We start from the raw sequence: 26106 nt of genomic DNA, 5'->3' as shown, positions 1-26106 counted from the left end.
TCCTCAGCCGATAGCCAGGACTGCGACGAGCCCGTCAGGAATTTCAGGGCCCGTAATGTCCCGCAGGCCAGGACGGTCCAGCACATCCAGCTCCGCGGGATTGCGCCTCAAACCTTCACCGGTCATTTTCAGCCAGGCTTCTTTGCGCGCCCATAGCCGGGCGCGCTGCGTTGCTTGGTCTTGTTCCGGGATGGACGTCAGGAATTCCTTTTCGGCTGCGGTCAGGGCGACGTCGTCAAAGCCTTCGAACGCTGCTTGGCCGACCGCTTCAAGGTCCACTCCCAGCCGGAGGCCATCCGCTGGATGTACGACGCCGGCCAGCAGCACCCAGCCCGACGCCCGGGACGCGCTCAGCACCAAAGGTGCCGGACCGCCGTCGAGCATGAGCCCAGGGCGACCGTGGTCCTGGCGGGGGCCGCACTGCGGGCAGTGATAGTTCGGCACCAGCCTGGCAGGGTCCACGTCGAGGAGCGCGGCGGCAAACTCCATCAAGGCCAGCCGCCCTGCAACGAATTCCGCCCGGTCTGCAGGATTGGCGAGTCGAAAGGCGCGGCCCAAGGCTGGCGCACCCAGCACCTCAAACGGACCGCCGGGGCCGGGCGCGCTGTCAAGCCTGAACAGCTCAAGCAGTGGGCTATCCATCTCGGCCTTCCTTGCACTTTGCTCGTGAGTCGCAGCCACATATGATTCCGAGATTGTAAGGTGCAGCGAGGACAACCTGATAAATGAACTACCCCACGAGGCAGGACGCCACATATTGAGGAGCTGGTGGAGCACCAACTCTGAACACTACTGTAGTTCTCCCATACGACTTTCCACGCCGAGTTGCTGGTTGAAGAAGCGCGCACGCACCAACTTGACCGTCACCCGGCTGTGCGTCGGTCCTTCCAGCACATTTACCGCTAGGAAGGCCTGCGCACGGCCATGTTCACGAAATCGTATGTGCTTCAGTTGGTCAGTTCGAGCGCGGTCCTCGTTCGCCGGTACGGTCTGGTGCCGGCCCGGTGGCATGTTCTCTTCAACAATCTGCGTGAGCCCCCCGCGCTTGGGGTCAACAAGGCGGACAAGCGTCTCCTCGTCACCCTCTTCCGCCGCCCGATCGGCGGCGACGACGTTTTGGGCGATCTTGAGTGCTTCCTTGGAAACGACAGCGAGTTCTCGACGTTCTCGATCGCGTTGACTCGAAGCTGCTCGATGCGTTCAGCAAGGGACCTTCAAATCGAGCTGACCCGCTCCGCCGTGGGGAAGCGCAGGTGCTCGGCGATCCGATTCACGAGCCCGGGCCTGTCGGCATCAGGGTGATGGTTGTATTTGCCATCGACCTGACAACGACCTCGCTCATGTGGCCATAAATGAGTTGGGTGGTCTTCGCCCGGGACGCGCCCACGGGGACCCCGCCCTACACTAGCGTGAAGGGGCTTCCATTCTCGGATCCGGTTCATCCCAGTCCGCCACGTAGGGAGATGTGCACAGCGGTCTCACAATTGCGAAACCAACTCTCGGACCCTTCCGAGAAACATCGTCCGCAAATCCTTGTTCGGAGCGACTGAGCTGAAGACCACAGCCAGCATTACCGCCGTGTCCAGTCTAAGGATTGGCCACGCCGGCGAGTCGTTCATGGCCCCTGCGTCCTGGTGAGCATATCCGGCACAGAAGTCCTCATAGTTCAGCCCGTTCTCAGCAATAGCCGCATACTCTTGGACACGGGCAAGCTCAACTTCCGGGGCGGCAACCAGCGCATTGCTCCAGTCAAAAATGGATTCGGGCTGGCCGTTCCGGACGCGCACATTCTGGCGCCGTAGATCCAGGTGTGTTAGCCGAGGCTGTCCCAAATACTTCTCCAAGCTGCCGATCATCTCCCGATTCGGCGGAAGCGAGGGCAGTTCGGTGTCCTCCCCTAAAACGTCGTAGCGCTGCACCAGCCGCTCCACGATCCTTGAATGAATTGAGCTGCCATTTTGCGCAACGAGAGCCAGTGAAGGTACTGGTTTTTCGTGCATCCGCGACATGACCGCGCCCAGCGCTGACGAGTCCAGTACCGATCCGTCGTCTTCAACGACTTCGAGGACGAGGACGGGGTACCCGTGCTGCTCGAAGAAATCTAGAGGTTCCGCACTGGGTATCCCGTTGCTCGTGGCCCAGTCTGCCAATGCCATCTCTTGGAGCTGCAAGTCACGGGCCGACACACCGCGGTTATTTGCGGTATTAAATTCCGGAGTCTTTGGGATCCGGTATCCCTCCTGTCGCCCGTCTTTGTTGGCGATGAAGAACAGGAACTCAGTTCCGGAACCCGCGAGAACCACCTGATGCGCGCCCCTACGAGCGGCGGCTGCCTTTGCGATATCAAGTGGTCGCCAGAGCGTCTCCTTGCTCATTGAAGCACCGCCGCCGCCGACGAAACCCAAGTATTGTGCAACCACCGCTCGTATGCGTCGCCACCGGGCCTGGGGACGGTCAGGTAGAAGGGGTGGAGCACCCGAGAACTTCCGCCTTCCCTCCCGGCGTGCATTGAGCCGATGTTATTCGTCACAAGCAGGTCGAACTGCTCACTAACCAAACAAGTTTCGTACTCAGCTTTGAAGTCAGAAGCCGATAGCCCTAGACCCTGATAAACAACGTGACAGAAAAGCCTTAGTGTCTCCCCCAAGCACTGACCGCATGGGCACTGGGCAATCAGCGGTTCAAGATCCGGAAAAAGCAACCGGTGTTCCAAGGGAACGGGTGCTTCTTCACGAATCAAAGGTGTCCCCCTGAGACTCGTCGTCCCGACCCCAAGCATGCCGGCGAGAGTGGGGTAATTACTTCCGTGAAGGGGACGCTCACGCACGGCCGAGCGCAAATTCGCTGCGTACCATCGGCTTGCGCTTTCCACGCCGATGCAGCCCTGTCTGGCCGCTGCGTCCATGACTACACGGACCAAGTCCACGTGAGGGGTGACACTGAGCCCCTGGCCAGGATCGGAGATGAAAATGCCTTGATAGAGCTTATGCGTGTGGGTTGTCGTGAACCCTGTCGCAGAAAATACCCTTTCATCCTCTTGCCAATCTTCGACTAATTCCCTGCTCGGAGTCAGGTAGGAGGAATGCTGCCCGTCATGATGCATGAGCATGTTCCGGGTGGGAGCCTCGCTAGGCATGATTGTTGTCTGGGGCAAGTCGACTTCCACATAGAGCTCACTTGGCGCCCCACTTTGAATCATCGAGGAAGCCAGGGCACGCATGATCTGTTCGGCAACGTCACGGCTTTCGTCGTGACCCAACCGAAGGCGGCCGATCCGGAAAACGGCGTATCCGTTTTTGGAGAGGGACTGAACCCCCCGTTCAGCCGCACAATCAATTGACAGCCCGTTGACGGACGATCCGGCTCCGGGCTCTATGACTGCATCGGGGTTGGCAAATTTCATAGCGTTCCTCTCGAAATAATGACTAAACCTTCAAGGCTGGGATTTCAGTGGGTCGCCACCGGTAGCGCCTAACGGACGGAGACAGCAACAGCAGAAGCATGGTAATGACCGTTCCCACGACGGATCCAACAAACACAGCGGTAACACCCACGGCGGAGGCCACTAGCGGCGCGATGATGAAAGAGGCGGGAAGGAGGCTGAATGAGATGAAGGCGTTCAACGAAGCTACCCGCGCCAGGGAGCCAGGGACCACAGCTCTCTGCATCGCTGTAGTAACGGTCACCGTATAGAAGCCAAGGGCAACTCCAGTGGCCGCTTCTGCAACGACGAACCACGCGGGATGCCATTGCATGATCAAGCAAATTGGTGGGAGCGCCAAGGCGGCAACACCGTAGGAAGCCCACTTCAGTACCGGAGCCTCATGTCGAACCCGTCCCCCCAGCAACGCACCCATGATCTGCCCGATCCCAAAAACTGCCAGGGCAATGGGCCACAGGGACGGGGTACCAAGTGCTGCGGCCGCTGCCGGCCCCAATACTAGGAACGGCCCCGTAACCATGAAAAGCAAAATGGCTGACGCGCACATTTCGGACACCAGCCACGGCACGGCCAACAGGTCCTTGGATCCAGACCTGACCGCGGCCCAAGTTGACGTCGATTTGGAGATGGTCCCTCGCGATGCCGGGAGTCCGCTTAGCAGGGCTGACGCCGCAATGAAGGAGATCCCATCGGCGACGAGCGCCCACGGCGCGATCTCCAGCATCACGAAGACCGCTCCTATCAACGGCCCGACCGTCGATGCGACGCTGGAGGCTGTTGTCAGGGCGGAGTTCGCCGAGGCAAGTTCCTCCGTCGTCGTAACGCTTGGTAGATATGCCGTGCTTGCTGGTCTGGAAACTGCTACGGCAGAGCCGAATATGACTTGAGTCAGTATCAAGAGCAGAGTCGGACCTTGGAACAGGAGGATCGCACCTGAGATGATCTGGGCCAACCCTGCAAGTAGGTAGGCGAGAATTAGAAGTGTTCGACGCTCGTAGCGGTCACCAGCAATGCCTCCCCAAAGCAGCACTGCGCATTTGGGAACGGCAGAAGCAGCCAGAATCCAGCCAGTCTCCACAATTGTGTAGCCAGCGATGCTGGTCGCCAACGCCATTACGGCCAGAGTGGCTCCATCTCCGATAATGGAGATAGCGCTGCTTGTGAGGAATCGACGCCGGTATGTTCTTGGAGTGCCTTTATCAGATGCTTCGCACGGCTTCATCCCACGAGCTCCAATACGTCGGGCAGTTGCTCAAGGCTGCTAATCACCGTGGCATCGGGGTAGTTCATAGTGCCCGTGCGGTCAATGAGAATGAGCCGAATCCCTGCGGCACGAGCAGCGCCACCATCGACAACCATAGAGTCCCCCACCAAAACAGTATCTTTGAGCTCACTGCCCAACGCGGCAGCAGCATGTAGAACCGCTTGCGGGTCAGGTTTCGCGTAGCCTGTTTCGCCACTGATCGAAAGATGGTCAAAATAACGAGTGAGGCCAAGAAGATCAAGTATTTCCCTCAACCAGGGATCAAAATTGGATAGGAGACCAATCGCCCGGACACGGTGGTCGGTCCTAAGGTTCTCTAGACACGAAAGAACATCCGGATAGTCCGTGTAATTGGCCGGATCAAGGATAGATTCCGCGGCACGGAGGCATCTGGTCGAATCCGTCACTCCGCCGGAACGCGCAATAGCAGTTTCCACGAAGGCATACCAGCCTTTCAACCGAAGGTCGGGATCCGGTTCGTCCTCCGGCCAAAGTGAGTCAGTGCCCATGCTTGTCAGGGCATGTTGAATAGACGCCTCGGGATTCTCGATATCCCACCTGCCACCGCTCAGCAGTAGTTCACGAAATGACCGCCTAGGCGTCACGAGCGTTCCGCTGGCATCAAAAAGCACAGTGATTTGAGGCATTAGAGAACCGCCAGCTCTGTGAGTTCAGCTCGAACCGCGGAGTCGCGTTTGGCCCAGTATTCGTGGATCAGTCGGTTCTCCGTCGAGATGAAGTTCACCATGGGCTCTATGCGGCAGCCGCGAAGCTGTTTGGCCAAGAGTGCCTCGGGACCGTAGTTGATGCTCCGCACGTTCGTACCACGGAGATTCCTGATGAGCGAGTAGAACGCCAGGTTGAAGTAGAGGCGGGCGTTACGGGTGGTTGTGTTCTGGACGAGTCCCAGATGACGAGGCTGTGCCGATGAGGTGCCTTGGATGAAACTCAAGAAGCCAATAGGTGAGCCATCGACCGCTGTGGCAAGAAGCATTCGGTACGAATCACCCAAGTCTTCGATCGCTTTGTAGTGACTTCTCATCACGTGCTCGACTGAACCGCCAGTGAAACCATGTTTGGCATATGTGTCCAACTGAAGTTGTGCTAAATCCTCACTAAATTCCGTCACCTCGACAGCCCGGATTTTGCATCCGGCGGTCTCGAATATGCGAAGCTCTTTGCTCACGCGCCTCCGTTGGTTAGGCGTGAGGCCTTCGAGATAACGTTCTGCTCCATTTGGGAGGTCGAGGACACCCTGGGCTCCGCAGAGATACTCGATGTGGTCACTTTTCAGCATGGCAGCCTTAACCAACGACGCCCTGCTCATCTCAACATTGAGCATTCCGCGGGTTCGGAAGTTCCTCCGACCGAAGCCAATCCATGACTCCAACGCTCCCTCAAGGTTCTTGCCTACAAAACCGGCCATGTAGGCGTTGGGAACTGCGCACCCAATGGCAGGATAATCGGAGTCGTTCCCATGAGGACCGACTGGATCGAAGGCCTTATAGGCCGAAGGCTTTGCAAGATCGTAGCTAACCAGTGCGCCTTCTCCGCCGGCAACGATGGATTCTCGGCTTCCGATCCGACCGGACATGCAGCTGAGCCAGGGAAGAGTTCGTGTGACATACTCGTCCACACTGAGACGTTCCCAAAGCCTCTTAGCCCGGGGATCATCGAGAGAGAGAAACTCCGGGGGCTGGTCCAACGAGTGGGATGTTCTAAGACTTGATTGCAAGGTATCCCTCAAATTGGAGCGACTTGTGGATTATTCCGACCGTTCCGAACCCAGCTGACCGGAGACGCTCAAGGTTCTGCGCACTCGAACTTGGCGCGAGCACGCTTTTGAGACTGCGTGTCTTGGACACTATCTGCAGTGGCGAGAAGCCCCTCTCAAGCTTGAAATCCGTGTGCAATTGAGTGTGTATGTCTTGGATGACGCTGCTGCTCTCAAGCACCTTCTCGAAGAGCATGAAGGCTCCCCCTGGACGCAGCGCTTGGAAGACGTGTTCAATGGTCGCAACCCGTTCGCTCGGTTCAAGAAACTGAAGCGTGTAGTGGCTTGCCACGAAATCACATCGGTCATAGGGAAAAGATGTGATGTCCCCCAGCTCGAAGCTGAGGTTGGATTTGGCATGCAATGCCGTTGCATGCCGAACCATTTCTCCCTCTACATCTATACCAACGACGTTCACGCCCAGGACGCCATGCTCGTCAGCCAGACGAACACTGAGTGTTCCGGTCGAACAACCCAACTCGTACATGATGCCGCCGGGTTTGGCGAAGTACTTCGACATCGCGATCGTCAGGTCATGGCCCCAGGCGTAGCCGGGAACGCTGCGGGCGATGTGGTTGTCGAAGGTCCCTGCGACTCCGTGCCCAAATGACCAATGGCCGGCCCCGGCAGTTATGTCGTCGCCGACATCAGTGGCTGTCGCAGCGGGTGTGACCAATGAGATTGACTCCGGTCCCTGAACAGTTGTCACGATGCTCCCATCTCGAACCGGTGTGCGTCGGCATGACCAACTGCCAAATTCAGTGCCTGCTCTGGTGTGGGCGCTGTAGCTACGACGTACGCAAGACGCGATTGTTTCGTTACCGACATCTTGGGCGGCAGTGGTCTGTAGACAACGTCGACGCCGTCAGGCCACGGCCGGTCTGGTTGTTCCAGCGACACGAGCACACCCTCTTCCTTCGGAGAGATAAACCAGATGCTCCCCGCATCCTCCACTGGCCCAAGAACGACGTCTGCCGACTGACCGCAATGAAGGCCGACATAGTGAGACACCAGGTCAACGCCAGTGGAGTGTTGGACTATCCGAGGTATGTCACCGCCAGCGACACGTGGGTTGATCTCGATCAATGCTGGACCGTTTGGGGTCAGCCTTAGCTCAACGTGGGCAACTGTGCCTTCGAGGCCGACGGCCCTTAGCCAACGCTGAAGCACTTCTTCAATTTCCGGAGCAATCTGGTTGCCGGGCATACCAGGAAACACAACACCCAACTCCCTACGGTGAGGCGCCGGGCTGATGTGCGTCTGCGTCAGACCCACCAGAATCCACCGTTGAGTGCTGGTCTCCCAAGCCAGCTCCGCGCTGAATTCAGGGCCTTCCACCGCTTCCTCGACGATAATCGGCACGGCGGATCCGGTACTGTTTACGGACCTTGAGGCGTTCAATAGAGCTGACCTGAACGAATCGTCGTCATCACAGATGTAAACACCAAGGGATGAGCTGCCAGTGGACGGCTTGACGATTGCTGGATACCCAAGGGGTGACTCAGAAGTCGAAGGCTCGACTTCCACAAACCCGACTTCGCGACCGATGCCCGTTACCGCCAACCTTGTTTGCCGTTTGTCCTGGCACAGGTCGATCGCCCGGGGAGTCGCGCCTGGTAGGTGAAGCATCTCGCGAACCGTGGCTGCTATTTGCTGGCTGTGGTCATCAAGGGCAATCACGCCCAGGACGCGACGACATCGGCATGCCTCAGCAATTTCTTCTGCATTGTAGTCATCAGTTTCGATCTCCAGTACCTCATCGACCTTGGCCAAGTCGATCCCTGCAGCTACATACTTCGCCGGGTTTGACGTAACAAGGACAATGCGGTGACCGAGAGACCGTGCAGCATCCAGGGCGTACGGCGTCGCACCCGTCATGGCCAACTCAATGAACGCTATTGCCGAAGAGCTCGAAGTCGTCCCGTGTTCCCCAATTACCGCTGCCAAATTTCCCCCAAGCTTTTGATCAGGCGATTAACCTGAAGCCAATATTCCATTCATTGAACAAACCGGCTGCAGGCTACCACTTGATTCGGTATTGACGCTTGTCACATGCGTCGTCCAAATCGTTAAAGTGTGAACATCGCCGAACGCGACGTTTTTTGGAAACCTAAGAAGGGCAGGGGACCCGCTTAGTCTCCACCGGCAAGCGCTGGGTGTTGCGACCTCAAACTACTCTGGTTGTTCCTGGACCATGTGACTGGCAGCGCCGAAGTGAAAGGCTTCCCGCATTCACGGTGCATCCCCAGTCCCAGCACGGACTGGGCAACTACTGAATGAAGCTCGGTTCTGCAGTCCTAGGCCCCTTCCGGACCCGCCAGAGGGACGGGCCGGGTGCGGGGAAAGGTTGCTCAGACGCCCAGACAACCAAGCATCGTTACTAAACTGTCGCCTGATGCTGACACGTTCCGTACGGGACACAAATGTTCCCCGCAGCCAGGATTGCTGCGGGGAACACTTGTTGGCGAGTTAACTCAGCCGAGTTACTTCACCGAGGTCAGGTAGTTCGCCAGCGTGGGCGTGATGCGTGTGCCGGAGTTGGAGCTGCCACCGTTGGTGTGGATGGCAACGATGGTGTTGGAATTGTTGTAGACAGGGGCACCACTCTGGCCACCATAAGTGTCCATCTTGTAGAACACCTTTTCCGCCTGCGTGCTCTCGATGGGTCCGGTCATGGACCACATGGTGCCGAATGCCTTGTCTCCCGGATAGCCGCGCACTGTGGTGCTGGTTCCATTCAGGCTGGCGGTGGTACCGATGTAGTTGAGCCAGCCGGTGGTGTTGCCGATGGTGCAGTCGAGCTTGATGACGCCCCAATCAGCGTTGGTGTTCGCCGAGTCGATCCAGCGCTGGTCCGTGAAGATCTCCGTTGCACCGCATGTGCCGTAGGGGTCGGTTGAACCATTACGGCCCGGGGCAACTTTGACGCCCCAGGAGTAGTCGGCCTCGGAGCCGGTGCCGCCCTCATGGACACAGTGTCCAGCCGTCAGCACGGTGTCATCGGAGATCAGCGCGCCGGAGCAGATGTAGCCGCCGTTGAACTCAATCTGCACGATGGAGCGATTAGGGGCTGCCGTGGTGTTGGTGATTCTTACCCGGCCATCGGCGCCGATGACTGAGTCCGTGGAAGCGTTGCCATTCTTGGTGGGTGCGGCAATGGTGTACTTGTCGGCCAGAGGGGATGCGGCTGAGCCCGACGTCTGCGTCTTGTCCACCGTGTGCCCTACGGGCTGAACCTCGGCAGCGGTTACTTGGGGCGTCGACCCTGACGCCACTGCAGCTCCACCAAACGAGGACGTCAGGGCCATTACTGCTGCCCCGACAAGCAAAGCAACGTTCTGCTTCTTCATGGGTACCTTTCAAAGGACGGCTCTTATGGAACCGTGCGAGGGATGTGATACACATGTTTCACATGTGCATGACAAAACTGTCATGCACGCATGAATAGTCTGTCAAGATGCTGGGAGTTCAATCTCGATAAAAGAAAATCCCCGGAACCATATGGTTCCGGGGATGATCAATCGCGAGCAATATCAGCGCTGCACAGCTCCGAAGCGCTCGGCTGCAACAGCAACAGCTGCGGCACGGGCTTCAGAAGCCTCATCCGCGGTCAGCGTGCGGTCGTCAGCACGGAAGCGGAGGCCGAAAGCCAGTGACTTCTTACCTTCGTCGATTCCGGGACCCGCGTAGACATCGAACAGCGCGACGTCTTCGAGGAGCTCGCCTGCGCCTTCACGCAGCGCTGCCAGAACCTGGTCCGCTGGCACATCCTGCGGGACAACCAAGGCAACGTCCTGCGTTGCAACAGGGAATCCGGAGATGTGCTTGGCCACGATCACGTCAGCAGCAGCTTCGAACAACGCTTCCACATTGACCTCAAGCGCCACGGAGCGGGCCGGCATGTCGTGCGCAGCCAGCAACTTCGGGTGGAGCTCGCCGGCGTAGCCCACTACGTCTCCGTTGCGCAGCGAGAGCTGAGCTGCACGGCCAGGGTGGAACGCCTGATGGCTTCCCTGGCTGACAACCAATTCCACGCCCAGAACATCGGCGATCAGGCGTGCCACGTCAACTGCGTCTGCCCAATCCCACGCCCGAGGCGTGTGCGTCGCAGCGGCCGGTGAATCATGTCCGGTCAGGACAGCGGCGATGTGCAGTGGCTGGTGCGGGACGCCGTCGTACAGTGCATCCAGAACCTCATCGGAAGGCTTGACGCCCAGCGGCGGGATGGAATCCGTGCCCAGGGTTTCGCCCGGGAGGAACACCAAACCTGCCTCGTAGACAGCCAAATCGCGGAAACCACGTGAGTGGTTGCGGCGGGCAACCTCTATAAGGCCCGGCAGGATGGACGTCCGGAGGTATCCCTGTTCCTCGCTGATGGGGTTCGCCAGCTTGAGGGCCGGCCGGGCTTCACCTTCAGCTGGAACGCCAAAGGTGTCGTTGGCGGCCTTGGAGACAAACGGGTAGGACAACACCTCAGTGAGTCCTGCATCAGCCAAAGCCTGGACTACCCGGCGCTTTTGCTGCTGGCTGCGGCTCAAACCACGGCCCGGAGGCGCCACCGGAAGCGTTGAAGGGATGTTGTCGTAGCCCACCAGCCGGGCGATTTCCTCGGAGAGGTCTTCCTTGGTTTCGAGGTCATTGCGCCAGCTCGGAGCGGTCACAACGTAACCCGACGACGTCTTCTCCACAGTTGCACCCAGGTCCACCAGGGATGTGGTGATCTGCTCTTCGGTGAAATCGATGCCGATCCGGGCGGCGGCGAACTCGGCGGGCAGTTCAATGGTGACAGCCTCAGGAGGGGTTCCGACGTCGGTCCCGGCCTCGTCTGCCGTACCCCCGGCAAGTTCCACCAGGAGGTCAACGACGCGCTGCGCAGCGATGTTGGCAACGTGCCAATCAACACCGCGCTCGAAGCGCTTGGAAGCTTCGGACGGCAGCTTGTGCCTGCGACGGGACCGGGCGATGGAGACCTCATCGAAGTGCGCGGCTTCCACCAGGATGTTCGTGGTGGAATCGGACACCTCGGTGTGTGCACCGCCCATGACGCCTGCAATGCCAATAGCACCCGAGTCATCCGTGATCAGGAGATCTTCGACGTCAAGCGTGCGCTCTTTGTCATCGAGGGTGGTGATCTTCTCCCCCGCTACTGCACGGCGAACCACGATGTCGCCGGCAAGCTTATCGAGGTCATAGCAGTGATTCGGCTGACCAAGCTCCAGCATGACGTAGTTGGAAATATCCACCGGCAGCGAGATAGAGCGGACCCCGGCCAGGCGAAGGCGGGAGGACATCCACGGCGGTGTGGGACGGGAAGCATCCACGCCACGGACTGTGCGGGCCACGAAGCGGTCGCATCCGGGCTTGCCGTAGATGGGCGCGTCGTCGTTGAGCTTGACGCCGTAGCCGCCCTGCAGGGAAGCCGGTGCGTTGACCTTGGACGCGGGGTCCGTGAACGACGTTCCGGTAGCGTGGGCGTACTCGCGGGCCACACCGCGGATGGAGAAGGCATACCCGCGGTCCGGGGTGACGTTGATTTCGGCTGCTTGGTCGTACAGACCCAGCAGTTCCATCGCGTCTGAGCCGATTTCCGGGTCCAGTCCGATGCGCGAGAGCACCAGGATGCCGTCGTGATCATCACCGATACCCAGCTCACGGACGGAAGCGATCATGCCCGCGGACAGGTGACCGTAGGTCTTCCGCGCCGAGATCTGGAAGTTTCCGGGCAGAACAGCGCCCGGCAGGGTGACAACAACCTTGTCGCCCTCAACAAAGTTGTGGGCACCGCAAATGATGCCCTGCACGCCGGAAGGATCAATGCCCTCGCCGGTAAGGGTCTGCTCCTGGCCCTCGGGAACCACGCGCACCTGGCACCAGTTGATGGTCTTGCCATTGGTCTGCGGCTCCTTGACCAGGCTCAGAACCTGGCCAACCACAACGGGACCCGTCAGCTCATCCGTGGGACGGTGGACTTCTTCTTCTTCAAAACCAACCTTGACCAGATCAGCCATGACGTCTTCGGCCGTTGCATCGGCCGGAACCTGCGCGAATTCACGCAGCCAGGAAAGTGGGATACGCACTGTTAGATCTCCATCCCGAAGTGCTCGCTGAAACGTACGTCGCCTTCGATCATGTCGCGCATATCGCCGACCTCATTGCGGAACATGAGCGTGCGCTCAATGCCCATACCGAAGGCAAAACCTGAATAGATGTCCGGATCGATGCCGGCTGCCCCGAGGACGTTGGGGTTGACCATGCCGCAGCCGCCCCACTCGATCCACCGCGGACCGCCCTTGGCACCCGGGTGCCAGATGTCGAGCTCCGCGGACGGCTCGGTGAATGGGAAGTAGTTGGGCCGCAGGCGAATGGAGGCGTCGTCGCCGAACATCTGGCGGGCGAAGTGCTCCAGCGTTCCACGGAGGTCCGCCATGCTGAGGTTCTTGTCGATCGCCAGCCCTTCGAACTGGTGGAAGACAGGCGTGTGCGTGGCATCGAGTTCATCGGTGCGGAACACCTTGCCCGGGCACAGAACATAGATGGGCACTTCGCGTTCCAGCATGGAACGAACCTGCACCGGCGACGTGTGCGTGCGCATCAGCAAGTGGGCTTCGGGTGGCTCCACGAAGAACGTGTCCTGCATTTCGCGCGCCGGGTGGTCCGGCTTGAAGTTCAGGGCATCAAAGTTGAACCACTCGGACTCCACCTCGGGGCCTTCGGCGATTTCCCAACCCATGCCAACAAAGATGTCCGAGACGCGATCCTGCAGCGTGGACAGTGGGTGCCGTGCACCGGCACGCCGACGACGCGGACCCGCCGTGACATCCACAGTTTCCTCCACCAGAATGCGGGCGTCGTTCTCGGCTTCGAGAACCTGGGTCCGGGCTGCGAGCGCCTGGTTGACCCGGCCACGGGATGAACCCATGAGCTTGCCGGCGGCAGCCTTGTGTTCCTTGGCGAGGCCACCGATTTCACGGTTGGCCAAGCTCAGCGGCGACTTCTCACCAGTGTGGGCGAGGCGGACAGCCTTGAGTTCTTCAAGGGAGGAAGCAGCCGCAATAGCAGCAATGGCGTCCTCGACGGCGGCGGTGATGGCGGCTTCATCCAGCGGATTCGGGATGGCAGCGCCTGGCAAAGTGTCAGTCATCTACTGTTCTTAGCTACGAGTAGGGAACGGCCTGGCAAGGCAGGCCTGCAAAACGAAAGGGTAGTGCTCGCCGCGGACGGCAGGCACTACCCTTCAGTCTAGTTGAACCTCACAGTCGGGATTTAACCGCCGCGAATTTGTACAGCCCATGACCCGGCGGGAACCGCTGAGGGGCAGTAGCTGTGCCAGAAATCCCGCAGCGCCTAGGCGCCGGAAGCGGGCGGTGCCGACGGCGGCGGAGGTACCCGGCCGTCGTCGTGCGTTTGGCCGTGCGTTTGGCCGTGCGTTTGGCCCGGCGGCTGGGTGGGCTGCTGAGCCGGCGCACCCGGAGTGTAACCTTGCCCTGCCCAGTCCTGCTGGGGGCGCTGGGCCGGCGGTTGTGGCTGGGACTGGTAGCCCTCCTGGCCCGGCTGGACCGGATTGTCCTGCTGTGCCTGATAACCCGGCTGGGCTGCATAACCCGGCTGTCCATACGGAGCTGCACCGGCGAGCCCCGGCTGCTGTTGGGACGACCTCTTGCGCAACAGAACGAACAGCAGGACCAGCGCGGCGGCAATGACGAGGACTGCCACGAGGATCCAAATGATCCACAGGGGAATTCCGGCGTTGGCCTCGGCCTTGGCTTGGACCACCGTGTCCTTGACGGACAGCATGTCGAAAGTGGCTTTGTTACCGTCCACGGTGGCGCCGTTGGCTTCCACTACCTTGCCGGGGAAAGTGAACGTTACGGAGGCTTCGTCGAACATGGACTTCGCCATGGCTGATGATGAGGCGTCGCCGCTTTCACCGCCGGTCACTCCACCCATGGAGATGACGTAGAAGTCCCCGTCCCTTTTCAGTTCGAAGGGGCTCTCGGAGCTGGAGGACTCCGCCAGCTTGGCTGGGTCAAGGTTGGCAGCGGTGATCCGCTTGCCTTTGTACTTCTCATCCTCGTAATCCACCACTGTGGCACCGTCCGGGATGTCCATCCCCTGGCTTCCGGTACCGTTCGACTCCATGAATTCGTCGAAGGACTTGTCTCCCAGCACGGATTTTTGGATTGCGTAGACCACCTCGTAGTCCACGCTCTTTTCATTGTTCACCTTCACGGACATGTTGAGCTTGACGCAACCTGTCAAAGCCAGCATGAGTGCGAGCAGTACACCGACGACGCCCAAGGCGCGTTTCGCGTTCATTTTCCTTCTTCCCCCAATGTGAGTGCGGCACCGGCGGGTGCCCGATCAGCGTATCCCCGCCACCCGTGCCGCGCCATACGCCACGGGGCTAGCATTGCTTCATGACTCCCGCGCAACGCTTACGGCAGATCGCAAACGTCCTCAACCTGTCCACGCCGCTGGGATTGGTGGCGGCAGCCGCATCGGGGTGTGCGGTCGCCCACGGCCCCCGCGGGCTTCTGATTGCGTCCGGCTACCACTGGACACTCCCCCACGCCGGCGCCTTCACCCTGGGAAACGTCATCCTGTACCGGGCGCCGCAGGGCGTGGCCGGCACGAACACAGTGCTTTTGGGGCATGAGGAGCGGCACAGTACCCAGTACGCGTACTGTCTCGGCCTTCCTTTCCTTGCCCTCTACGGCATCGCCGCCGGTTGGTCCATGCTTCGAAGCGGGAATCCGGCGTCGAGGAATTTCTTTGAACGGCAGGCCGGCCTGGTGGCCGGCGGCTACGTTGACACTCACCACCGCCGGCAGGGCAGTCCGTCGGACCAGCGAATCGAGGCCACATCATGAACCGAACCATCACTGTTACCGGGACCGCGAGCGCAAAGGCTGTTCCGGATTTGGTGACGTTGACGCTCGGTGTGGAAACGCGCCGCGGTACAGCCGCTGAAGCCTACGACGACGCCGGCAAAGCGGCCAACGCTGTTGCAGCCAGCTTGCGGGATGCCGGTGTTTCTGCCGTGGATCTTCGAACGAGCGGGTTGAACCTTCGCGCCGATCTGGTCTGGGTGGAGGGGCAAGGTCAGAAAGTGACCGCCTATGTGGCGTCCACCAATCTGCAGGTGGGCATCCGTTCCCAGGCGGACGCTCCGGCTGCGATTGCTGCCGCAGTTGCTGCCGGCGGAGACGACATCCGGATCAACGGGATCGAACAGGGCTTTGCGGATTCTTCCTCCGTCACTGCCCAGGCGCAGGAGGCTGCATGGCAGGATGCTGTGGCACGAGCCGAACAGTACGCTTCGCTGGCTTCCTCCCGGCTTGGGAAGGTGGTCTCCATCTCCCAGGAGCCTCTGCATGGCGGTCCCATCCCCTTGGGTGGAATGGTGAGGGCTTCCTTCACCGCCGAGGCCATGCCCGTGGAAGCAGGAGAGTCCTCCGTTTCAGCGAGCATCAGGGTTGAATGGGAGCTTGTCTAGCGGATAGCCCCGGCCGAAAATTTCACGTCGGCCGGCGTGTGCAGGGCAGTCCTGACAATTTCGGCGATTCCTTCCGCCATCGTCTCCAAGGGCATGGATGGCGTTGCGCTGCCTTCCGGAAGCTGTTCCGGCAGATAGGGGACGTGGACGAATCCGCCGCGGATGCCGGGCTTGGCTGCCAAGGAGTGCATCAGCGCATAGAAGATGTGATTGCACACGTAGGTGCCCGCAGATTGAGAGACTTCTCCCTTGATTCCCGCGATCTGGAGGTTCCTGAGCGCAGCCTTGATGGGCAAGCTGGAGAAGTACGCCGCAGGCCCGCCCTGGATGACCTCCTCATCGATGGGACGCTGGCCCTTGTTATCGGGTATTCGAGCGTCATCGCAATTGATGGCGACGCGTTCCAGGGAGATCCGTCCACGGCCTCCAGCCAAGCCGGTACAGACCACAATGTCCGGGTTCAGGCGGGTCATGGCATCGCCGAGGACTTTCGCCGAACCACCAAAAACGCACGGTAGCTCCACGGCTTCAACAGCAATACCTTGCGCAGTGAGCAACTCGCCCGCCCGACGGACTGCCAGCCACGAAGGATTCACAGTGTCCTCGCCAAACGGTTCGAAGCCAGTCAGCAGAATCATGGGCCAACCTTAGCAACGCCCGGCTCCTCAATCACCGGCCTCGCATGGACGGCCTTGACATTTATTCGAACATACCTTCGAATGGAGTCCATGAGATGGGACGCACAAGCACTTTCACCTACACGTGGACCGGCGTCAGAACCTAGTGGTTTCGGGGCGCCAGGCCCTGCCCCGGCCTTGGACGCCTTGCTGCCGCTTGCCGGGCTTGTGCGTTCCATCTCGACGCCCGAATTCTCCGGAGTCACCTTCCATGAGGTCACCGCAAAGTCAGTGCTCAACAAGGTGCCTTCGGGTTCCAATATGCCGTTTGAGTGGACCGTGAACCCGTATCGCGGATGCAGCCATGCCTGCGTGTACTGTTTCGCCCGGAAGAGCCACACGTATTTGGAGTTCGACGCCGGGCGGGACTTCGATTCGCAAGTGGTGGTCAAGATCAATGCCGCCGAAGTTCTCCGAAAGGAACTGGCCAAGCCTTCTTGGGAACGGCCCCAAGTCGCCCTCGGCACCAACACGGATCCCTATCAACGCGCAGAGGGCCGCTACATGCTCATGCCCGGAATCATCCGGGCCCTCGCAGATTCCGGCACGCCGTTCTCCATCTTGACCAAGGGCACGCTGCTGGCCAGGGACATTCCCCTCCTCAAGCACGCCGCCACCCAGGTCCCCGTGGACCTTGGCATCTCCCTGGCAATGACCAACCAGGACCTCGCTGAGCTCATAGAGCCTGGCACGCCTTCACCCAAGGCCCGGCTCAAGCTCATAGCCCGGCTCCGCGACGCCGGCCTGGGGTGCGGCGTCATGGCCATGCCCATCCTGCCATGGCTGACGGACTCGGACGAAGCCCTCGATTCACTATTCGCGGAACTAACCAAGGCGGGCGCCACAGGAGTCACCGCCGGCGCCCTGTACCTCAAGCCAGGAACCCGTGAGTGGTTCATGAAATGGCTGGCAACCGAGCACCCGGAGTTGGCGGGCAAGTACCGGCGACTCTATGGACAAGGCTCCTATGCTTCCAAGGAGTACCGTGCGTGGCTCACCGGCCGGATCACCTATTTCAAGGCGAAGTACGGCTTTACCGGAACATCGGGATTCAGCCACCGGAACGCTCGCACTGCCACTGGGTCGGCGGCCGCAACCGTGGACGCCTCCGCGCCCCTTCCTGGACAGCAGCCGCTTTTCTAGGTTGAAGGCCACCGGCTAAGGGAAGCAGCCTTCTCTTCCATCCAAGCGCCCGGTTCTCAAGCGGGAGCGGCCACCCGGATAAGCAACGCCCGGACTATTGGAAGGTCCGCCGGAATCCATGGCAGGCCGAGAGCTTCGTCACTGTCAGCCAACGATACCCAACGCAATTCGTCGTGATCCTCCAGCGGCCGCGGCTCTCCCGACGCCAGCTCGGCGAACCACACACGCATGGAGGCACGCTCATTGAGCGTCCACCCAGTGGTGTTACCCGAGTCCAGCTCGGGCCCGAGTTGCACTTCAATGCCCAGTTCTTCCGCGAGTTCACGGTGCAGGGCAGCCTCTGCGGTCTCACCGGCTTCCACCTTGCCGCCCGGAAATTCCCACATGCCCGCGAACCGGGGCGGCGCAGTGCGGCGCGCAACAAGAAGGCGGGTGGGGGCTTCCAAGGAGTCGACGACGGCGGCGCCCACGACGTTGATCAGTGCAGTCACCGAAACAGTCTATGGGGCCCGATGAATGGGCATCGTCACATAGCAGCGACAAGTCACGGGGCCCCGGACTAAACTTGTTATCGGATTTTCTCCAATTTCCCCAGCCCACAAGGCACCCTCAAGAAGCAGGCTTATGACTACCACCGTGTCCACCCCCGCCACCGCCAAAGCAGCAAGGAAACACCTTGGCTTGGCCATCCTGGCCTTGGCCATGGGCGGGTTCGCCATCGGTACCACCGAATTCGCCATGATGGGCCTGCTGAAGGAAATCGAGGAGGGGCTGGGCATCAGCACCCCCGAAGCGGGCAACCTCATCTCGGCTTACGCCTTGGGCGTCGTTATCGGCGCTCCCCTCTTCGCTGCGTTCGGGGCAAAGCTTCCCAGAAAGCACCTTGCGTTGGGGCTCATGCTGTTCCTGTCCTTGGCAAACCTGACGTCCTTCATCGCACCGGATTACGGCTTCATGCTGCTCTCCCGTTTTGCTTCCGGACTTCCCCACGGAGCTTTCTTCGGAGTGGCAGCCGTCATCGCAGCCGGACTCGTCGCGCCTACCAAACGGGGCTGGGCAATCTCCATGGTGATGGCAGGACTTACGGTCTCCAACGTCATCGGGGTTCCTTTGGCCACATGGGTTGGGCAGACCTTCGGGTGGCGGCTCCTCTTCGTCATTGTGGGCGCCATCGGATTGCTGACCGTCGCCATGGTGTGGAAATTCGTCCCCTTCGAGGCAGCCCACCCCGAGGCCAGCATCCGACGCGAACTTGGAGCCCTCAAACGGCTCCAAGTTTGGCTGGCGCTACTGATCGGCATCATTGGGTTTGGTGGCTTCTTCGCCGTTTACACCTACATTGCACACACCATGACCTCTGTGGCTGGCATACCGGAGAACCTGATCCCCGCCGTTGTGGCCCTCTACGGACTGGGCATGGTGGTGGGAAACATCTTCGGAGGACGCCTTGCCGACAAGTCCGTGATGGGCACCATCTACTGGGTCATGCCGGGAATCGCCGTGGCCCTGGTGGTCTACGCCATCGCTGCGCACTGGGCCTGGGCCGCCTTCATCATGGCGTTCGTGGTGGGCGGTGTGGGCTCCATGCTCACTCCCGCGCTGCAAACCCGCCTCCTGGACGCTGCCCCGGGCGCCGCATCGCTGGCATCCTCGCTGAACCACTCCGCCCTCAACATCGCCAACGCGCTCGGCGCCTTCCTGGGCGGCACAGTTATTGCCTGGGGTTGGGGATATGTGGCTCCCGCATTGGTTGGCGCGGTCCTTGCCATTCTGGGCCTCGGAGTGGCCCTGGTCAGTGGTCTGCTGGAGCGAAAAAAGCCGCTGTCCTCCTGATCCACCAGAAGAGCGCTGGTTGGCCAGAAAACCACACACAACAAGCATGGGCTCCGCCACGGCGGAGCCCATGCTTGTTAAGCACATATCGAACCTACTAATCCGGAAGGAACATTTCCGGAACGGCTAACCCTGCGGCGCCTGGACGCGTTCTATGTCAGGTTCGAGGTAGATGACCCGCGCAATGGGGACTGCCGCACGGATACGCTGCTCGGCGGCGTCGATCCCCTTCGCAATCTCTTCGCCCGTCTCAGAGGCCTCCATGGAGATCTTCGCAGCTACAAGCAGCTCTTCCGGACCCAGGTGCAAGGTTTTGAGGTGGATGATGCGGGTGCCGTCAGCTTCCAGTGCCTCCGTGATGCGCTGGACATCTTCCTTGGTGGCAGACTCCCCCAGCAGCAGGGACTTGGTTTCCAGCGCAAGGACCACTGCGATGGCCACCAGCAGGAGGCCAATCATCGCTGTGCCGAGTGCATCCCAGACCCCGTCACCGGTGACCAGCGTCATTCCCACACCGAAGAGCGCGAAAATCAGGCCAAGCAAAGCGCCAAAGTCCTCCAGCAGGATCACTGGCAGTTCCGGCTGCTTGGCGTTGCGGACAAACTTGACCCATGATTGCTTGCCGCGGATGTGGTTCGACTCAATGATGGCCGTGCGGAACGAGAACGACTCAGCAATGATGGCACCGACCAAGACGGCCAACGGGACCCACCAGAAAGCCCCCTCGATACCGTGTGGGTGCTGGAACTTCTCCCAGGCCTCGTACAAGGCAAACAGGCCACCGACACTGAACAGCACGATGGAGACGATGAACGCGTAGATGTACCGCTCACGGCCATAGCCGAACGGATGCTCGGGGCTGGCGGCCCGCTTGGCCCGTTTACCTCCCACAAGAAGCAGGATCTGGTTTCCGGAGTCCGCCACCGAGTGGATGGCTTCAGCCAGCATGGACGATGACGCCGTCAGGAAGAATGCAATGAACTTCAATACGGCAATAGTCAGATTGGCGGCCAAGGCCGCCACAATCGCTTTGGTACCGCCACCTGCAGCCACGAAAGCTTCACCTCTTTGGGTTCGGGGAAAGAATGGGATGTGCCAAGAAGAGTCGTCATCGTCCGATCTTGCATCCAATACCGTACCCGGCGATGCGCTGTTTACACATTCTCCAGTCGGGCGCCCTGCTGGGAACGCGCGCTGGCGTAAAGACACACCGTGGCGGCGGTACCCAGGTTCAGGCTTTCAGCTGCCCCATAGACAGGAACCGCCACGCGATGATCAGCCAGTGCAAGCTCCGTCTCCGACAAACCCTGCGCTTCGTTGCCGAACAGCCAGGCCGTAGGTGACTCAAGGGCATAGTCCGAGGTCACTGATTCATTCCCCAGTCTCCGCGCCGCATTCTCGTCCTGCAGTTTGTCCAAGTTGACGGTTCCATATCCGTCCGCAGCCAGGACACCGATACCGCGATCCCGGCAGTGTGCCACCAACTCCTCAACATCGGCACCCAGCACCACCGGCAAGTGGAAAAGGGAGCCAGCTGTCGACCGGACAGCCTTGGGGTTGTAGATGTCCACGCTCGAACCAGTAAGGACAACTGCGTCGGCGCCGGCAGCATCCGCAGCGCGGAGAACAGTCCCGGCGTTACCGGGATCGCGCACCTGGCACATGACAGCGATCAGGCGTGGACCGGCGTCGAGCACTGACTCCAAGCTGACGTCCACAAAACTGCACACAGCCACAATCCCCTGCGGATTGACGGTATCCGCCATGGCGGCAAGGACTTCGTCACTTGCAAGCCGGAGCTGCGTTTCCTGCGCCAGATCGGCAAGCTCAGGGAGGCGCTCAAGGCACGCTTCGCTGGCAAAAACTTCATGCACGACGGCGGGTCCTCCGGCCGCAGTGCGCTCACGGTGCAGGGTCAAAGCCTCACGCACCGCCTGCGGACCCTCAGCAAGGAAGCGTCCGCGTTTTAAACGCGCCGGGCGCCCGGCAAGCCTGGCGACGTCCCTCACCCGATCAGCTCGGGGGTTGGTCATCGGAAAGTCTTGCGGGCGCCCGGTTTCGTTCATATAAAGAACTTTAGTGGCAGTTGCGACTAGTTCTTGATCTGCTGGCGGGCTTCGCCACCTGCAGGCTCAAAGCCAGCGGCCTTTGCAGCCTCAACGGTGGAGAACCAGTACTCAGCAGCAGTGGTGTTGTACCAGGTGGAACCCGGAACGTGGTACTTCTTGGACTCGGCGTTGCCCTTGATGGCGTAGCCTTCCGGGGCCTCGTCGCCATCAGCAGCAACTGCGCCGTCGATAGCCGGCTTCTCGGAAACAACAGCCTTGACAGCCGTTGCGGTGGCAGCAGCCGGAGCAACCTTGGCGGCCTTGGGAGCGGCAGCAGCTGCCGGCGCGGAGGTGTCAGCCGGAAGTGCAGCCTTGGCAATGTTCACCAGGGCGGCGAAAGCGTTGGCGTCAGAGACAGCCAGCTCGGCCAGCATGCGGCGGTCAACCTCAACCTCAGCGGCCTTGAGGCCCTGGATCAAGCGGTTGTAGGTGAGGCCATTGGCGCGGGATGCAGCATTGATGCGCTGGATCCAGAGGCGACGGAAGTCACCCTTCTTCTTGCGGCGGTCGCCGTAGCTGTACACAAACGAGTGCAGCAGCTGCTCTTTGGCCTTGCGGTACAGGCGCGAACGCTGTCCGCGGTAACCCTTTGCGCGTTCGAGGACAACCCTGCGCTTCTTGTGGGCGTTTACCGCCCGCTTCACACGTGCCACGTGCGTACTCCTTCAGAAATCTTTATCCCAAGCTGCTACTGCCGGAAACCCGGCCGGCCTGAGAAGGCTTTTGGTGTAGTCGGTCCCTGCCGGATGGCAGTAACCAAAGAACTTGGAACTTAGACGCCGAGCATCTTCTTGATGACCTTGGCATCGCCCTTGAAGACGAGCTTGTCGCCAGCGAGGCGACGGGTCAGCCTTGAGGACTTGTGCTCAAGGTAGTGACGGCGGTTGGCCTGCTGACGCTTCAGCTTGCCGGTGCCGGTCAGCTTGAAGCGCTTCTTAGCACCGCTGTGGGTCTTCATCTTCGGCATGGGAACCGATCTCCTTACGTATCCACGGACGAGTCCGCGATTCTTTCGCGCAGCCGGCCTACGAGGGCCGGCGTGCTGGTTGCTTGCCGTTGGAGGCGGGCCTCCGAGGCGTTGAACTAGTTGGTCTTGCGTGATGCAGGCTTGGGCGCAACCTTGGGGGCCGCGGGCCGAGCTGCCGGCTTGGGAGCTGCCGGCTTAGCGACGGGCTTCGGAGCCGACGGAACTGCAGGCTTCGGGGCGGCTGCCGGAACAACTGGCTTCGGAGCCGCTTCTGCCGGTGCTGCCTTGGCGGCCGGTGCAGTTTTCGCCGGCGCAGGCGCTGCCTTTGCCGGAGCTGCCTTGGCTGCAGGAGCCTCGACCACGGGTGCTTTTTCAACAACCGGAGCAGGAGCTTCCTCAGCAGCAGGAGCTTCTTCAACAACCGGAGCCTCTTCAACAACCGGAGCTTCCTCAGCAACGGGAGCTTCTTCAGCAGCCGGAGCCTCTTCGGTAACCGCTGTCTGGGCCTCGGGGGCTTCGACAGTGTCCTGCTTGGTCTCCTCTTCGGTGACCTTGAAGCCCTCGGGAAGAAGGTCGGCGAGGCTCTGCGTCAGCGGAGTCTGTTCGCCCGTGGTGTCTACACGTCCGGATGCCTTGGCCTCATTCTGAGCCTTGGCTTCAGCACGCTGCGTAGCGCGACGGGCTTCGGCCTTCGCTTCAGCCTTGTTCTTCAGCGGTCCGATCACCATGACCATGTTGCGGCCATCGATGCGCGGGCTGGACTCGATGATGCCAACCTCGGCAACGTCTTCAGCAAAACGCTGCAGCAGGCGGATACCCATCTCGGGACGCTGCTGCTCACGGCCGCGGAACTGGATCATGGCCTTGACCTTGTCACCGGCGCCCAGGAACCGAAGTGCGTGACCGCGCTTGGTTTCGTAGTCGTGCTTGTCGATCTTAAGGCGGAAGCGAATTTCCTTCAGAACCGTGTTGGTCTGGTTCTTGCGGGCCTCGCGGGCCTTCACGGCAGCTTCGTACTTGTACTTGCCGAAGTCCATCAACTTGCAAACAGGAGGCTTAGCCTGCGGGGCAACTTCAACGAGATCGAGATCGGACTCGGCAGCAAGACGCAGGGCGTCCTCAATGCGGACAATTCCTACCTGTTCGCCGGCAGGACCGACCAACCGCACCTCGGGGACGCGGATACGCTCATTGATTCTTGGCTCGCTAATGTTAAAGCTCCTGTGGTTGTGGTGATGTCACCGGCAAAAAGAGAAGGCCCCCAATTGCTGGTGCAATCGAAGGCCTCGAAGATCGGCTGCACCTCCCCGCGGGAAGTACGCACCCCCGGAAGCAATGCCACCGGAAGTGTCCGACCAGGTACCCGGCAACCTCTTGTCCCGAAAGGGATCCTGTCCCCGAAGGGAACGGTTGACGCGGGTGGGAGAGAACTCCGCTTGCAAACTGAAAGTCAATTCTACAGAAACAACCCGCCAAGCGCACATTGCGGAAGGCGGGAGCAAGAACTGCAGATGTTGACTGTGAATAACGACTTCCAGTCGGTCTGTGACAAGCTTACCAGTATGAGCACTGAAGACAGCAATTCCCGTAACTCCTATGGGGAAGACGCCTCCCCCGCCGTTGATGCCGGAGTGTCCCAGCAGATCCGTGACATCGCTGAAGTTCCCGCAGTGGAAGTCATTACCACGGGCGCCGTTCACCTCATGAGCGCGGCAGCCGTCAAGGTGGGCCTGGCCGATGATCCCAATGCCGAGGACCTCAAGGACTTGGACGAAGCCCGCAAGCTCATCACGGCCCTCGCCGGCCTGGTGTCAGCAGCCGCCCCGGAAATCGGTTCACAGCACGCCGGCCCGTTGCGCGATGGCTTGCGTTCACTGCAGCTGGCATTCCGCGAGGCTTCCCTCATTCCTGACGCCCCGGGCAAGGGTCCGGGCGAAAAGTTCACCGGACCGGTGAATTAGCCCCAACTTCCGCAATAGTCAACGACGGCGGGTCGACCACGTGTGGTCGGCCCGCCGTCGTTGCTTGCTTGGTGTTGAGGTTCAGCGCTTCAGCGTTTCCGGGTTTCAGACGCGGGCGGCGCGACGGCGCAAGGACGTCAGGATGAGTCCAGTAGCGCAGAGAGCGACGCCAGCGATGCCGACGGCGGCAAAGCCACCCGACGGACCGACGGTGTCGATAAAGACCCCGGCCAGAGGCGCGCCCAAGGCAACACCTGCAGTCAGTGCCGAGCCGTACCAGCCCATCGCTTCACCCCGGCGCTCCTCGTCCACAAGGTCAGCCACCTTCTCGGACGACGCCGACAAAACCGGTGCGCACAAAAGGCCGGGCAGGAGCGAGAGGAACGCGAGGGTCCAGGTGTCTTGGGCAAAGCCCATCGGAATGGTGAGTGCGGCCATGCCCAGGAGCAAGAGCATTGGCGAAACGGTCCGCTTCATTGACCCGTAGATGAGTCCACCGACCACGGACGCTGCGCACCAGAAGAAGAACACGATGCCGATTTCATTCTCGTGTCCACCACGTTCCAGCAGCCCGACGATGCTGACATCCGAACCACTGAGCACCATTCCGGATCCCGCGGCTACGGCGAAGAGTGCCGCAACGGAAACCGTGAACCAGGTGAAGTTCCTGGCGACGCGACTCCGGAATGCTGCTTTGCGCGAGGTTGAGGACGCCATTTCCGAGGCCGCCTCCTGGACGTGGGCAGGCGCTGACGCCACCATCGCAGCCTCCGCAGCAGCGAGGTCAGCCGCCGCCCTGTCTGCAGTCTCCTGCGGGGTGCAGACCACTTCGCTCCGGGTTGGCGGGTTGAACCACATAAGGAACAGCCCGGCAACGGAGACCGAAATTCCTACTGCCGTCAGTCCGATCGCCGAGAAGCCACTGGTTGCCACGATGGCGCCGACAGCCGGGCCGATCATGAACACCAGCTCGGTGGCGATGGAATCGAGGGCAAAGGCCGATCGCCGCTGCTCGCCATCCACCATGACACCCAGCGACTGGCGGACAACACTGAAGATCGGCAGGGTGAAAAGACCGCCGACAAACACCAATGGCAGCAGCCATTCATACGAAACGTGCGGGACTATCGACCAGATGACGGTTTCGGACACAACCGAAGGGATCAGGGCCTTCCTCAGCCCCACCATGTCCACCCGTCGACCACGCCAGGGTGCACCCAGCGCAATGCCGATGGTCATGACAGCGGCTGCTGCACCGGCGGCGGCGTAGCCCTGGCCCAGCGTCAGCACGATGTGCAGAGTGAGGAGCACGCCCGCCGCCGAGTGTGGAATGCGCGCAATCATGCCCACAACCAACAGACGCCGGACAGGACGGATGGACAGCATCTCTTTATAGAGAGCGAAGTTCACTGGCTAAATCCTCTTGTTCCCCAGGGCAGCC

General features: G+C 60.6%; 26 protein-coding genes. 6 read left to right on the top strand and 20 right to left on the bottom strand.

The genetic code is table 11. The annotated features are described in order from the left end of the window. Positions 1 to 3 precede the first annotated feature (3 nt). The gene (locus KCX59_RS08475) at positions 4 to 642 is read right to left on the bottom strand and encodes a 4'-phosphopantetheinyl transferase family protein (RefSeq protein WP_179018926.1); all 639 of its coding nucleotides are present in this window, start codon (positions 640 to 642) and stop codon (positions 4 to 6) included. Between the two features lie 282 nt (positions 643 to 924). On the opposite strand from KCX59_RS08475, the gene KCX59_RS08470 reads away from it, so the two are divergent. Continuing rightward, positions 925 to 1302, top strand: coding sequence for a hypothetical protein (locus KCX59_RS08470; RefSeq protein WP_179018928.1), 378 nt, complete (start codon positions 925 to 927; stop codon positions 1300 to 1302). Between the two features lie 176 nt (positions 1303 to 1478). Here KCX59_RS08470 and KCX59_RS08465 read toward each other — a convergent pair whose 3' ends face one another. The 11 genes from KCX59_RS08465 to KCX59_RS08415 form a co-directional block, all read right to left on the bottom strand. Further along, entirely contained in the window at positions 1479 to 2405 is a 927-nt protein-coding gene (locus KCX59_RS08465) for a phosphotransferase (RefSeq protein ID WP_179018930.1), read from the bottom strand. Then, positions 2372 to 3403: a hypothetical protein gene (locus KCX59_RS08460; RefSeq protein WP_179018932.1), complete on the bottom strand. Its 1032-nt coding sequence runs from the start codon at positions 3401 to 3403 to the stop codon at positions 2372 to 2374. Before KCX59_RS08460 ends, KCX59_RS08465 begins: the two co-directional genes overlap by 34 nt. Positions 3404 to 3425: 22 nt before the next feature. Further along, a complete protein-coding gene (locus tag KCX59_RS08455) occupies positions 3426 to 4556 on the bottom strand; it encodes an MFS transporter (RefSeq protein WP_434122640.1) in 1131 nt (376 codons plus the stop codon). 104 nt (positions 4557 to 4660) lie between these two features. Then, positions 4661 to 5353 carry an HAD family hydrolase gene (locus KCX59_RS08450; protein WP_179018936.1) on the bottom strand — a complete coding sequence of 231 codons (693 nt, stop codon included), beginning with the start codon at positions 5351 to 5353 and terminating at the stop codon, positions 4661 to 4663. Next, the gene (locus tag KCX59_RS08445) at positions 5353 to 6300 is read right to left on the bottom strand and encodes a peptidogalycan biosysnthesis protein (protein ID WP_179018938.1); all 948 of its coding nucleotides are present in this window, start codon (positions 6298 to 6300) and stop codon (positions 5353 to 5355) included. The genes KCX59_RS08450 and KCX59_RS08445 overlap by 1 nt, the downstream gene beginning before the upstream one ends. A gap of 124 nt (positions 6301 to 6424) precedes the next feature. Continuing rightward, a complete protein-coding gene (locus tag KCX59_RS08440; protein WP_179018940.1) occupies positions 6425 to 7189 on the bottom strand; it encodes a methyltransferase domain-containing protein in 765 nt (254 codons plus the stop codon). Continuing rightward, positions 7186 to 8358, bottom strand: coding sequence for an ATP-grasp domain-containing protein (locus tag KCX59_RS08435; RefSeq protein ID WP_179018942.1), 1173 nt, complete (start codon positions 8356 to 8358; stop codon positions 7186 to 7188). Before KCX59_RS08435 ends, KCX59_RS08440 begins: the two co-directional genes overlap by 4 nt. 605 nt (positions 8359 to 8963) lie before the next feature. Beyond that, the gene (locus tag KCX59_RS08430) at positions 8964 to 9830 is read right to left on the bottom strand and encodes a trypsin-like serine peptidase (RefSeq protein ID WP_179018943.1); all 867 of its coding nucleotides are present in this window, start codon (positions 9828 to 9830) and stop codon (positions 8964 to 8966) included. 183 nt (positions 9831 to 10013) lie between these two features. Then, positions 10014 to 12557, bottom strand: coding sequence for a phenylalanine--tRNA ligase subunit beta (gene pheT, locus KCX59_RS08425; protein WP_179018945.1), 2544 nt, complete (start codon positions 12555 to 12557; stop codon positions 10014 to 10016). A gap of 2 nt (positions 12558 to 12559) precedes the next feature. Then, a complete protein-coding gene (gene pheS, locus KCX59_RS08420; RefSeq protein WP_179018947.1) occupies positions 12560 to 13621 on the bottom strand; it encodes a phenylalanine--tRNA ligase subunit alpha in 1062 nt (353 codons plus the stop codon). Between the two features lie 203 nt (positions 13622 to 13824). Continuing rightward, positions 13825 to 14796 carry an LppM family (lipo)protein gene (locus KCX59_RS08415; RefSeq protein WP_179018948.1) on the bottom strand — a complete coding sequence of 324 codons (972 nt, stop codon included), beginning with the start codon at positions 14794 to 14796 and terminating at the stop codon, positions 13825 to 13827. Positions 14797 to 14897: 101 nt separating this feature from the next. Between KCX59_RS08415 and KCX59_RS08410 the strand changes: the two genes are divergently transcribed. Together KCX59_RS08410 and KCX59_RS08405 are read left to right on the top strand one after the other, a co-directional pair. Beyond that, on the top strand, positions 14898 to 15350 hold the full coding sequence (locus KCX59_RS08410; RefSeq protein ID WP_179018950.1) for a hypothetical protein: 453 nt from the start codon (positions 14898 to 14900) through the stop codon (positions 15348 to 15350). Beyond that, positions 15347 to 15976, top strand: a complete 630-nt coding sequence (locus tag KCX59_RS08405) for an SIMPL domain-containing protein (RefSeq protein ID WP_179018952.1) — start codon at positions 15347 to 15349, stop codon at positions 15974 to 15976. The genes KCX59_RS08410 and KCX59_RS08405 overlap by 4 nt, the downstream gene beginning before the upstream one ends. Here the strand turns inward: KCX59_RS08405 and pcp are convergent. Next, positions 15973 to 16614, bottom strand: a complete 642-nt coding sequence (gene pcp / locus KCX59_RS08400) for a pyroglutamyl-peptidase I (protein WP_179018954.1) — start codon at positions 16612 to 16614, stop codon at positions 15973 to 15975. The two genes, KCX59_RS08405 and pcp, sit on opposite strands and share 4 nt — an antisense overlap. Before the next feature lie 90 nt (positions 16615 to 16704). Between pcp and KCX59_RS08395 the strand changes: the two genes are divergently transcribed. Further along, on the top strand, positions 16705 to 17796 hold the full coding sequence (locus tag KCX59_RS08395) for an Rv2578c family radical SAM protein (protein ID WP_179018956.1): 1092 nt from the start codon (positions 16705 to 16707) through the stop codon (positions 17794 to 17796). Positions 17797 to 17852: 56 nt separating this feature from the next. Here KCX59_RS08395 and KCX59_RS08390 read toward each other — a convergent pair whose 3' ends face one another. Beyond that, positions 17853 to 18287, bottom strand: coding sequence for a (deoxy)nucleoside triphosphate pyrophosphohydrolase (locus tag KCX59_RS08390; protein WP_179018957.1), 435 nt, complete (start codon positions 18285 to 18287; stop codon positions 17853 to 17855). A 133-nt stretch (positions 18288 to 18420) separates the two neighbouring features. Here KCX59_RS08390 and KCX59_RS08385 point away from each other — a divergent pair, with 133 nt between their 5' ends. Further along, positions 18421 to 19629: an MFS transporter gene (locus KCX59_RS08385; protein WP_179018959.1), complete on the top strand. Its 1209-nt coding sequence runs from the start codon at positions 18421 to 18423 to the stop codon at positions 19627 to 19629. 126 nt (positions 19630 to 19755) lie between these two features. On the opposite strand, the gene KCX59_RS08380 is transcribed toward KCX59_RS08385, so the two are convergent. The 5 genes from KCX59_RS08380 to infC form a co-directional block, all read right to left on the bottom strand. Next, positions 19756 to 20682 (bottom strand): cation diffusion facilitator family transporter, encoded by a 927-nt coding sequence (locus tag KCX59_RS08380; protein ID WP_091466517.1) that lies wholly within the window; start codon positions 20680 to 20682, stop codon positions 19756 to 19758. 101 nt (positions 20683 to 20783) lie between these two features. Next, a complete protein-coding gene (locus tag KCX59_RS08375; RefSeq protein WP_091466515.1) occupies positions 20784 to 21695 on the bottom strand; it encodes a TrmH family RNA methyltransferase in 912 nt (303 codons plus the stop codon). Positions 21696 to 21721: 26 nt separating this feature from the next. Next, entirely contained in the window at positions 21722 to 22390 is a 669-nt protein-coding gene (rplT, locus tag KCX59_RS08370) for a 50S ribosomal protein L20, sunset domain variant (protein WP_011774325.1), read from the bottom strand. A 119-nt stretch (positions 22391 to 22509) separates the two neighbouring features. After that, on the bottom strand, positions 22510 to 22704 hold the full coding sequence (gene rpmI, locus KCX59_RS08365) for a 50S ribosomal protein L35 (RefSeq protein ID WP_011774324.1): 195 nt from the start codon (positions 22702 to 22704) through the stop codon (positions 22510 to 22512). A gap of 116 nt (positions 22705 to 22820) precedes the next feature. Beyond that, the gene (gene infC, locus KCX59_RS08360; protein ID WP_370629228.1) at positions 22821 to 23873 is read right to left on the bottom strand and encodes a translation initiation factor IF-3; all 1053 of its coding nucleotides are present in this window, start codon (positions 23871 to 23873) and stop codon (positions 22821 to 22823) included. 393 nt (positions 23874 to 24266) lie between these two features. Between infC and KCX59_RS08355 the strand changes: the two genes are divergently transcribed. After that, positions 24267 to 24665, top strand: coding sequence for a DUF1844 domain-containing protein (locus tag KCX59_RS08355; RefSeq protein ID WP_091467627.1), 399 nt, complete (start codon positions 24267 to 24269; stop codon positions 24663 to 24665). A 105-nt stretch (positions 24666 to 24770) separates the two neighbouring features. On the opposite strand, the gene KCX59_RS08350 is transcribed toward KCX59_RS08355, so the two are convergent. Then, a complete protein-coding gene (locus tag KCX59_RS08350; protein WP_179018961.1) occupies positions 24771 to 26075 on the bottom strand; it encodes an MFS transporter in 1305 nt (434 codons plus the stop codon). Between the last annotated feature and the right edge of the window lie 31 nt (positions 26076 to 26106).

The sequence above is a fragment of the Paenarthrobacter nitroguajacolicus genome, assembly GCF_051027655.1.
Taxonomy (GTDB): domain Bacteria; phylum Actinomycetota; class Actinomycetes; order Actinomycetales; family Micrococcaceae; genus Arthrobacter; species Arthrobacter nitroguajacolicus.
Note: the sequence above shows the minus strand (reverse complement) of the source record. Positions and strands in the feature narration are given on the sequence as shown.

Excerpts from the sequence above, each read along its gene's own strand:
- KCX59_RS08475 (WP_179018926.1), bottom strand. The coding sequence starts at position 642 with ATGGATAGCCCACTGCTTGAGCTGTTCAGGCTTGACAGCGCGCCCGGC.
- KCX59_RS08470 (WP_179018928.1), top strand. The coding sequence starts at position 925 with ATGTTCACGAAATCGTATGTGCTTCAGTTGGTCAGTTCGAGCGCGGTC.
- KCX59_RS08460 (WP_179018932.1), bottom strand. The coding sequence starts at position 3,403 with ATGAAATTTGCCAACCCCGATGCAGTCATAGAGCCCGGAGCCGGATCG.
- KCX59_RS08455 (WP_434122640.1), bottom strand. The coding sequence starts at position 4,556 with ATGGCGTTGGCGACCAGCATCGCTGGCTACACAATTGTGGAGACTGGC.
- KCX59_RS08450 (WP_179018936.1), bottom strand. The coding sequence starts at position 5,353 with ATGCCTCAAATCACTGTGCTTTTTGATGCCAGCGGAACGCTCGTGACG.
- KCX59_RS08445 (WP_179018938.1), bottom strand. The coding sequence starts at position 6,300 with ATGTCCGGTCGGATCGGAAGCCGAGAATCCATCGTTGCCGGCGGAGAA.
- KCX59_RS08435 (WP_179018942.1), bottom strand. The coding sequence starts at position 8,358 with ATGACGGGTGCGACGCCGTACGCCCTGGATGCTGCACGGTCTCTCGGT.
- KCX59_RS08430 (WP_179018943.1), bottom strand. The coding sequence starts at position 9,830 with ATGAAGAAGCAGAACGTTGCTTTGCTTGTCGGGGCAGCAGTAATGGCC.
- pheS (WP_179018947.1), bottom strand. The coding sequence starts at position 13,621 with ATGACTGACACTTTGCCAGGCGCTGCCATCCCGAATCCGCTGGATGAA.
- KCX59_RS08415 (WP_179018948.1), bottom strand. The coding sequence starts at position 14,796 with ATGAACGCGAAACGCGCCTTGGGCGTCGTCGGTGTACTGCTCGCACTC.
- KCX59_RS08410 (WP_179018950.1), top strand. The coding sequence starts at position 14,898 with ATGACTCCCGCGCAACGCTTACGGCAGATCGCAAACGTCCTCAACCTG.
- KCX59_RS08405 (WP_179018952.1), top strand. The coding sequence starts at position 15,347 with ATGAACCGAACCATCACTGTTACCGGGACCGCGAGCGCAAAGGCTGTT.
- pcp (WP_179018954.1), bottom strand. The coding sequence starts at position 16,614 with ATGATTCTGCTGACTGGCTTCGAACCGTTTGGCGAGGACACTGTGAAT.
- KCX59_RS08395 (WP_179018956.1), top strand. The coding sequence starts at position 16,705 with ATGAGATGGGACGCACAAGCACTTTCACCTACACGTGGACCGGCGTCA.
- KCX59_RS08385 (WP_179018959.1), top strand. The coding sequence starts at position 18,421 with ATGACTACCACCGTGTCCACCCCCGCCACCGCCAAAGCAGCAAGGAAA.
- KCX59_RS08375 (WP_091466515.1), bottom strand. The coding sequence starts at position 21,695 with ATGAACGAAACCGGGCGCCCGCAAGACTTTCCGATGACCAACCCCCGA.
- rpmI (WP_011774324.1), bottom strand. The coding sequence starts at position 22,704 with ATGCCGAAGATGAAGACCCACAGCGGTGCTAAGAAGCGCTTCAAGCTG.
- KCX59_RS08355 (WP_091467627.1), top strand. The coding sequence starts at position 24,267 with ATGAGCACTGAAGACAGCAATTCCCGTAACTCCTATGGGGAAGACGCC.